Genomic DNA, 8,304 nt, shown 5'->3' on the forward strand with positions numbered 1-8,304 from the left:
AAGAGGTGAAAAATGAAAAAACAGGTTAAGATATTTGTTTTTATTTTTTTTCTTCCATTGATTCTTTTTGCTAATTCTGAATTTACTTTCCATAATGCACCATTAAATCTGGTGTTACAGGCACTTAGTAAAAAAACAGGTATAAAACTAATCACAAACGCAGAACTTGGAGAAAAACCAATAAGTGTATATTTAGAAAATGTTTCTGGAGAGCAGGCAATTGATTCAATTTTAAAAGCAAATGGCCTTTATAGAGAAAAATTACCTGATACAGAAATATATGTTGTAAAAGAATTTAAAGAAACACCTTTATTGGATTGTGAGACATTTTTTCTTCAATATGCAAAAGCAGAGGAATTAGGGAAAGTTCTTACTTCATTTATAGGACCAAATGGGAAAATAAGTGTTGATACAAGAACAAATAGTTTAGTAATAAAAGATACATCTGAAAATTTAGAAGAACTGAAAAAAATAATAAAGTCATTAGATAAAGTTATTCCTGAAATTTCAATTGAAGCAGTTCTTGTAGAACTTACAAATGAGGGCTTAAAGGATTTAGGAATAAAATGGAATATGGAGGGTTCATTTGTAGGAGGAGCAAAAGATGTTCCTTACCCGTGGAGCAAAAGCATAACAAGAGAAATTGTAAATCCAAGAGATGTAGGGGGAGAAGGTGGGACAACAGGTGGCACAGAAACTACTGCTGGTGGACAATTTATTCTTGGGACAGTCTCGTTTCAGACACTTACTGCAAGTTTAAGATTACTTGAAAGTCAGGGAGAAGGAAATATATTAGCAAATCCAAGAATTACAACTTTAAATGATTCACCCGCAACAATAAAAATAACAAGAAATATGGCTGTTGCTGAAAGGACAGTTTATAATACAGAAACAGGGGCCCCATCTACAAAAGAGCCAATTTATGCAGAAATTGGTGTTATGCTTATTGCAACTCCTCATATAAATGAGGAAGGATTTATAACTCTTGAAGTTGAACCAACTGTTAGTTCTGCTGAAAAATCGCCCTTTTTTGCTGATGCAGTTGATACTCACAATAGAACTGCAAAAACAACTGTTATGGTAAAAGATGGTGAAACAATAGTAATTGGTGGACTTTTAAGGACAGATACAACAAAAAGTAATACAAAAGTTCCTTTATTAGGAGATATATTTCCATTTCTCTTCAAAAATAAAGCAGACCAGACAAAAAAAACAGACCTTGTTATATTTTTAACACCAAGAATAATTACTCCTTCAAAAGCAAGTTCAATTGCTGAAGAAGAAAAAAATAGAATTCAGGGTGCAATGAAAGATGAAAAATAAAGGTTTTACCATAATAGAAGTCATTATTTCTCTTATAATACTTATAATAGTCATAATTGGTAGTTCTGTATTTTTTTATAATAGTAGAAAGAATTTAGTTAACGCAAATTTGGAAAGATTGGGAACCTGGAAAGCAATTGAAAAAATGGAACTTCTTAAAAGTGGTAGTTACAGTAATATAATCAACCAGACGGAAAATATTTCTCTTGGTGGAACTCCTGCTCAAATAATTACCAGTGTCCAGAATGTAGATGAAAATGGGACAACTTTCAAATTGGTAAAAGTGGAAGTGAACTGGGGAAATAATAGTGTTTCTTTAACAACATATATTGCAGAAAAATAATATTTCCAATAGTTCTCTTCTCTCCAGCGGAGAGAAGGAAAGAAAGGGGAGAGTAGAAAGGAATAAAAAGAAGAAAAATCCCCCCTCACCTCTATCCCTCTGGGCGTAGCCCAACGGGCGAGCCTCTCCCTCCGCCACAAAGATTGGCGGACAGGCTAAGGGGAGAGGAGAGAAAGAAAAAAGGGGAGATAGGATAAGTAAAGAATTTTAATTTTCACTATAATTTTCTTCTCCTCACAGGGGAGAAGATTAAGATGAGGGGGGATAAGAGAGGATAAATGAAAAAGAAGGGAATAACTCTTATTGAATTGATAGTTGTAATAGTAATAGGAGCAATTGGACTTTTAGCAGTTAGTTTTTTTGCTATGCAGAGTTGGAAAGAATGGAATGAAAATGAACAAATAAAAACATTACAGGAAGAAATGGATTTAGTTAGTTATACAATAAAAGGGGTATTGGAAGAAGCATCAAATATAGAAATTCTTGATAATGGACCACTTTCAGGAACAAAAATAAATGCCTCTTATAAAAATGAATGGCAAAAAGAATTTTATCCTTCGGGAAATGAACTTATTGTTGAAGATATTAAAAATGAAACAACAAGGACAGTGACAAATTATTTAAAAAGTATTTCTTTTCAACAGGATAATACAAGTTCAGATACTGTTCTTGTGAATTTAAAAGTTGGAAAAGGTGGAAAGGAACTTGAAAATTCTTTTATAATTTTTTTAAGAAACAAAAGTTAGTATCCCCCTCACCCCCTTTTGACAAAGGAATGAGTATTTTAAGACATTCTCCTCTTTATAAAACCGACTGAAGTTGCCAAGATTAGCAAAGCAGAGTTGGTGCGTCGTTCAAAAATGCTCCCCTCTTTTATAAAGAGGGGTGGGGGGAGATTTTATAAAATCCATCCCAACCTTCCTTTTCAAAAGGAAGGAGAAAACAATTCCCCTCTTTTATAAAGAGGGGGTGGGGGGAGATTTTGACTTTTCTTTTCTTCTCCCCTTTGGGGAGAAGATTAAGATGAGGGGGATAAGTGAAAAGAAAATACATAGGGAGATGTAGACAATTAAGGAAAAATCAAACAGATGCAGAAAAGAAATTATGGATGTTGTTAAGGGGACGACAAATAGAAGGAGTAAAATTTAGGAGACAATTTCCTATTGATAAATACATAATAGATTTCTATGCTCCTGAATATAAATTGGGGATAGAAGCAGATGGTGGACAACATTACTACGGTAAAACTAAACAAAAAGATAAAATTAGAGAAATTGAACTATCTCGTTTAGGAGTAAAGATATTAAGATTCAGCGATACAGATATTTTAAAAAATATTGAGGGTGTGTGGGAAGTAATTCAAACAGAATTACTGAAGAAAAAGCCCCCCTCACCCTTCCCCTCTCCCCGGTGGGTAGAGGGAAAAAGAGGGGAGAGTAGAAAGGAATAAAAAGAAACAAAAGCCCCCACACCTCTATCCCTCTGGGCGTAGCCCAACGGGCGAGCCTCTCCCCTATGGGGAGAGGTAGAAAGAGAGGGGTGTAATTTCTTCTCCCCAAAGGGGAGAATATTATGCTCGCCCGTAGGGTCCTCGCTTTTTGCTACGGATCCCTCTGGGCATAGCCCAACGGGCGAGCCTGTGGACTATGCCCGAAGGATGAGGGGAAGGGAAAAGCAAAAAGCCCCCCTCACCCTTGCCCTCTCCCCGCAGGGGAGAGGGAATAAAGAAAAGAAGGGAGAGGGGAAAGAAAAAAGGGGGGAGAGGCAGAAAGAGAGGGGATAGAGATTTTAGGAGGGAGAAAATGAATAGAAAAAAAGGGTATCTTTTGCCATTAGTTCTTATTTTAATACTTATATCGCTTATTGTTGGTTTTACTACTCTTTATTTAAGTGAATTAGGTAGAACAGAAACTATAAGAAGATTATATAGAGAAAAGGCATTTTACATTGCAGAAGGTGGTGCTCAAAGGTCGTATGCTCATTTGAAAAAAGATATTTCTTGGGTTCCTGAAAGTAGTTCACAATCATTAGGAGGAGGAACATTTTATGTAATAAAAGATAGTACAAGTAGTGAAACAATAATAATTACTTCAACTGGAACATTTAATAATGTTGAAGAAAAAGTAGAACTAACAATAAAAAAGTCAGGTGGTGGTATTTTCAGTAAGGGAGTATTTGGTAGTTCACAAGTTTATTTAGATGGTAGTTCTCAAATATGGGGATATGATTCAAGGACTGGAGCAACAAGTGAAAATGCAGATGTAGGAAGTAATACACTTGTAAATGTTAACTGGAATGCAACACTATATGGAAATGCTGCTGTGCCACCTAATGGTAGTATAACATTTCCTGAACAGAAACCTAATGCAATTACGGGACAAAAAAAGAAAGATGCAGAAACAAGAACTCTTCCGCCTGTGACAATTCCAAGTGATTTACAGAATCTTTCATATACTCAATATGGAGGAACAGGATTAAGTGGTAATTACCAACTTTCTAATGGTAATTATACTATAAATGACTGGCCTTATGCAGCCACTATATCTTCTGGAAATTATCATTTTCGCTCTATCCAACTTGGAAAAGGAAATCCACAACTTAACTTATCAGGGAAAATTAGAATGTATATAGAAGAAACATTATCTTCTTCATTTGGAGGAGATATAGTTTTATCAGCAGGAACTACTGTTGAAATTTATATGGGAAGGACTAATGGAAAAATTACATTTGATAGTGATAGTCAAATAAATTATAATAATAGTCCTGCAAATCTTGCGATATATGTTGCCTCTTCCAAAGCAGTAGACCTTCTCAGTAATGTCAGAATTAACGCTGTAATTTATGCTCCTAACTCGGTATGTAACATCACTGGTAGTTCAGAATTAAGAGGTGGAATTGTTGCTAATCAATTAAATCTTACAGGGAATGTAAGGTTATATGATGATATTGCTTTAAGGCAAGTAAGTGTTCCTGGAGATACTTCTGGTGGAACTGGTGGAATACAAATTGTTAAATGGCGAAAACCCAACTGGAAACAATAATTTTTTCCCCACACCAGGTCTGCCACACCAGGTCTGGAGAAATTTATAGTGTTTTCATTAGTGATATAAGGCCTGTTCTAATCATCATAACTCCTAAACTTGCAAGAAGTAAACTTGCAATTTTAGATATCGCTTTTATTCCCTCTTTCCCTAAAAAATCAAGTATATATGAAGAATATCTCAATATAATATAGGCAATAAAAAGATTAAAAATAAGTGCATAACAGACAATTGGATAACCATAAATTTCTGCAACTGTAATAGAAGTAGTAAGCAATCCAGGACCTGCCAATAAAGGAGTTGCAAGTGGAACTATGGCAAATGATTTTGTCTCAAAAGATTGTTTATAAGCAATATCAAGAAGCATCAATATCGCAAGAACAATAAGAACTAAACCACCAGCAATAAGAAAATCAAATGTTTCTATTCCAATTATGTAAAAAATGAATTTCCCAATAAAAATAAAAGAAATTGTAATTAAAAATGTGAAAAGAATTGAGGTATTAACAATTTTTCTTATTTCTTTTGTCTGGACATTTTGAACAAAAGAAATATAAATAGGTAAAATTCCCAAAACATTCATTGAAATAAATATAGACAGAAAAGCAGCAGATAAATTTTTTATCATTTTATTTTTCTCCTTTTTATTTCTTTTTACTTCTCTGGTTCAGGGGAAAATAAAAGTTTCATTTTCAACTTTTTCTTGTCTTGATGTAATATATATTTCTTTTGCTCGTAGGTGTTCTTCGTATGTTTTTGAAAAATAATTTTTCCCATTTCCCATTGAAACGAAGAATAAATAGTCGGTTTTTTTAGGGTTTAATGCTGCCTGTAAAGAAACTTTACCAGGATTACATATTGGAGTTGGTGGAAGTCCTTTATGAATATAAGTGTTATAAGGCGATTTTACTTTTAGGTCTTTCTTATTTAATTTTTGTTTATGTTGCCCAATTGCATATTCAACAGTAGCACAACTTTGAATTGGAAGTCCTTTTTTTAACCTTTTGTAAATTATTCCTGCTACAATTCTCTTGCCTTCTGGATATGTTGCTTCTTTCTCAACTATTGATGCAATAGTTACAATTTTTTTTACCTCATTAAAATTTTCATCATTTATTCTTTCACCCTTCAAGTCATACCAGACATCATTAAATCTTTTCCACATAGTATAAGTAATTCCTTCAATAGATATTTTTAAAGGGAAAAAATATGTATCAGGAAACAAAAAACCCTCTAATTTCTTTTCTTTTGCATGTTTTATGAAGTCGTCTTTATTTTTTATCAGTCCTTTTTTTTCAAGAATATCAGCGATTTCTACTATGTTTTTCCCTTCCGGGATTGTTACTTTTACAAGTTTTACTTCTCCTTTAACTAACTTTTCAACTACTTTTTTTAAAGGAGTTCTTCCAGAAAATTCATATATTCCTGATTTTAATTTATTTTGAACTTTTAATCTGTTTGTCAAGAATAAAAATAATGATGGATTTTTTATAACTTTTTTTTGATATAAAATTTTTGCAATCTGGGAAGCATTGAGATTTTCAGGGATTTCAACAAGTTTTGGGGGTTTAACAAGAGGTGGGAGTGTCATTATCTTTATAATCCCGAGTAAAATAATAAGAAATGCAATTATAATAAAAATTATTTTCTTTTTCATAATTTCATAATTTCTTTTCTTAAAATATTAAGCCCTGTTCGTACTGCTCTTTCTCTAATTGTTGCTCTATTTCCATTAAATATAAATTTTTGTGCAAAATTTTTGTTTTTTGGAAGTCCAACCCCTATCCATACAAGTCCAACTGGCTTTTCTTTACTTCCTCCTGTTGGTCCTGCAATTCCTGTAAAAGACAATGAAATATCGCTTTTACCATATTTTTTTGCCCCTTTTGCCATACAAATTGCTACTTCTTCACTCACTGCCCCATATTTTTTAAGAGCACATTTTGGGACCCTCAAAATTCTTTTTTTCAAGGTATTGCTATATGTTACAAATCCACCTGTAAAGTATTCAGAACTTCCTGGAATATCAGTTATAAGTTTACAGGCAAGTCCTCCTGAACATGACTCGGCAATTGCAAGTTTAAGTTTTTTTTCCTTTAAAATTTTCCCAATAATTTCCGGAAGGGCAGGGGGGTTAATACCTAAATAGTTTTCTCCAAATCTTTCTTTAAAAATCTTATCAATTTCCTCTGTTTTTTCCTGATAAATTGATAAATCAAATATAAACAAAAGTTCAATTAAATCTGGATGAGCAAGAATTATGTGTTCGCTTTTTTCTCTTTCAATTATGTCCCTCATTTTTTCTTCTACAACTGATTCAGGAACACCACAAACAGAAAACTTTGCAATTTTAACATTTTCAATTGAAGAGAATTTGTTTTTTATCTTTTCAATGGTATTTTCTAACATAGGACCTAATTCATTTGGTGGTCCCGGAAGAACTATTATAATTTTGTTATTTTCTTCTATAAACATCCCTGGTGCAGTCCCAACTTCATTTTCTATTATTTCACATCCATCAATAATATAAGATTGTTTTTTATTTATTTCAGGAAGGTCCCGCCCAATTTTTTGGAACCTTTCTTTTATTTTTTCCCATATATAGTTAGAAAAAATAAGTTTTCTGTTCAAAACATCACTTATTGCCTCTCTTGTAAGGTCATCAAAAGTCGGTCCAAGTCCACCTGTTATTATTAAAATTTCACTTTCTACCAAAGAATTTTCTATTGCTTTTTTAATTTCGTCTTTTTTATCCCCAACAATTATACATTTTGATACTCTCAATCCACTTTTAAGAAGAATATCACTTATCAATAAAATATCTGTATTTAATTTATGAAGCAGAAGTTCACTTCCTACATTTATGATTTCTATTTTGGGGTATTTTTTTTCCATTGATTTAAAATTTTTCTTCTTTAAGGATTGTTTTTTTGATTATATCAAAAATACTTACTTTTCTATTCTGAAAATCAATTAGCCCACAAGATGGCTCATTTTTTGGTAAAGAAGGACTTCCTGGATTTAATATTACTATATTTTCTTTCTTTTCAATTTTCCATAGATGAGTATGTCCACTTATAAAAAAATTTATATTCCATTTTTTTACAGTTTCAAAAAAATTATCATTAAAAAGATGCCCATGTGTAGCAATTATTCTATAATTTTCAATAATCCCCAAAAAATATGGAGAAACAAAGGGGACTAGAAGAAATGTCTGGTCAACTTCTGAATCGCAATTTCCTTTCACTACAAAAATCGGTTTTTGGAGATTATTGAGTTTTTCAAGTAACTTTTTTGGACAATATCCTTCTGGAATTGGATTTCCAGGACCATGATTAAATATGTCCCCACAATGAATTATAAAATCAGTATCTTTTAAAATTTCCCATGCCATTTCCCATCTTTCTAAACTACCATGTGTATCACTTATTATTCCTATTTTTCTCATACTTTTATTAAATCCGAATTTTTAAAAATTGTCAACTATTACGAGGAAAATACCTGTTTTAAGATTTTTTTAATAACTGAAAATCATGCAAATTTTAATAACTATGCAGTTAATACCAATTTGACAACGGACATAGAGTAAATATTTTC

9 protein-coding genes are annotated in these 8,304 nt (G+C 32.4%); 5 read left to right on the forward strand and 4 right to left on the reverse strand.

Going from position 1 to position 8,304, the window contains the following annotated elements:
- Nucleotides 1–12 precede the first annotated feature (12 nt).
- The 5 genes from PLW95_05970 to PLW95_05990 all read left to right on the forward strand — a co-directional run bounded on the left by PLW95_05970 (nt 13) and on the right by PLW95_05990 (nt 4,707).
- Entirely contained in the window at nt 13–1,323 is a 1,311-nt protein-coding gene (locus PLW95_05970) for a secretin N-terminal domain-containing protein (GenBank protein ID HOV22209.1), read from the forward strand.
- A complete protein-coding gene (locus PLW95_05975) occupies nt 1,313–1,666 on the forward strand; it encodes a prepilin-type N-terminal cleavage/methylation domain-containing protein (protein ID HOV22210.1) in 354 nt (117 codons plus the stop codon). The genes PLW95_05970 and PLW95_05975 overlap by 11 nt, the downstream gene beginning before the upstream one ends.
- 278 nt (nt 1,667–1,944) lie before the next feature.
- Nucleotides 1,945–2,412, forward strand: coding sequence for a prepilin-type N-terminal cleavage/methylation domain-containing protein (locus tag PLW95_05980; GenBank protein ID HOV22211.1), 468 nt, complete (start codon nt 1,945–1,947; stop codon nt 2,410–2,412).
- Nucleotides 2,413–2,702: 290 nt separating this feature from the next.
- A complete protein-coding gene (locus PLW95_05985) occupies nt 2,703–3,116 on the forward strand; it encodes an endonuclease domain-containing protein (protein ID HOV22212.1) in 414 nt (137 codons plus the stop codon).
- 352 nt (nt 3,117–3,468) lie between these two features.
- Complete coding sequence (locus tag PLW95_05990) at nt 3,469–4,707, forward strand: hypothetical protein (GenBank protein ID HOV22213.1); 1,239 nt, start codon at nt 3,469–3,471, stop codon at nt 4,705–4,707.
- Nucleotides 4,708–4,750: 43 nt separating this feature from the next.
- Here PLW95_05990 and PLW95_05995 read toward each other — a convergent pair whose 3' ends face one another.
- The 4 genes from PLW95_05995 to yfcE are packed head-to-tail and all read right to left on the reverse strand — an operon-like array spanning nt 4,751 to nt 8,155.
- Complete coding sequence (locus PLW95_05995; GenBank protein ID HOV22214.1) at nt 4,751–5,335, reverse strand: MarC family protein; 585 nt, start codon at nt 5,333–5,335, stop codon at nt 4,751–4,753.
- Between the two features lie 39 nt (nt 5,336–5,374).
- Nucleotides 5,375–6,364, reverse strand: coding sequence for an endolytic transglycosylase MltG (gene mltG, locus PLW95_06000; protein ID HOV22215.1), 990 nt, complete (start codon nt 6,362–6,364; stop codon nt 5,375–5,377).
- The gene (locus tag PLW95_06005) at nt 6,361–7,602 is read right to left on the reverse strand and encodes a competence/damage-inducible protein A (protein HOV22216.1); all 1,242 of its coding nucleotides are present in this window, start codon (nt 7,600–7,602) and stop codon (nt 6,361–6,363) included. Before PLW95_06005 ends, mltG begins: the two co-directional genes overlap by 4 nt.
- A gap of 4 nt (nt 7,603–7,606) precedes the next feature.
- Nucleotides 7,607–8,155, reverse strand: coding sequence for a phosphodiesterase (gene yfcE / locus PLW95_06010; GenBank protein ID HOV22217.1), 549 nt, complete (start codon nt 8,153–8,155; stop codon nt 7,607–7,609).
- Between the last annotated feature and the right edge of the window lie 149 nt (nt 8,156–8,304).

The sequence above is a fragment of the bacterium genome (genome assembly GCA_035370465.1).
Taxonomy (GTDB): domain Bacteria; phylum Ratteibacteria; class UBA8468; order B48-G9; family JAFGKM01; genus JAGGVW01.

Excerpts from the sequence above, each read along its gene's own strand:
- PLW95_05990 (HOV22213.1), top strand. The coding sequence starts at position 3,469 with ATGAATAGAAAAAAAGGGTATCTTTTGCCATTAGTTCTTATTTTAATA.
- yfcE (HOV22217.1), bottom strand. The coding sequence starts at position 8,155 with ATGAGAAAAATAGGAATAATAAGTGATACACATGGTAGTTTAGAAAGA.
- PLW95_05980 (HOV22211.1), top strand. The coding sequence starts at position 1,945 with ATGAAAAAGAAGGGAATAACTCTTATTGAATTGATAGTTGTAATAGTA.
- PLW95_06005 (HOV22216.1), bottom strand. The coding sequence starts at position 7,602 with ATGGAAAAAAAATACCCCAAAATAGAAATCATAAATGTAGGAAGTGAA.
- PLW95_05975 (HOV22210.1), top strand. The coding sequence starts at position 1,313 with ATGAAAAATAAAGGTTTTACCATAATAGAAGTCATTATTTCTCTTATA.
- PLW95_05995 (HOV22214.1), bottom strand. The coding sequence starts at position 5,335 with ATGATAAAAAATTTATCTGCTGCTTTTCTGTCTATATTTATTTCAATG.
- mltG (HOV22215.1), bottom strand. The coding sequence starts at position 6,364 with ATGAAAAAGAAAATAATTTTTATTATAATTGCATTTCTTATTATTTTA.
- PLW95_05970 (HOV22209.1), top strand. The coding sequence starts at position 13 with ATGAAAAAACAGGTTAAGATATTTGTTTTTATTTTTTTTCTTCCATTG.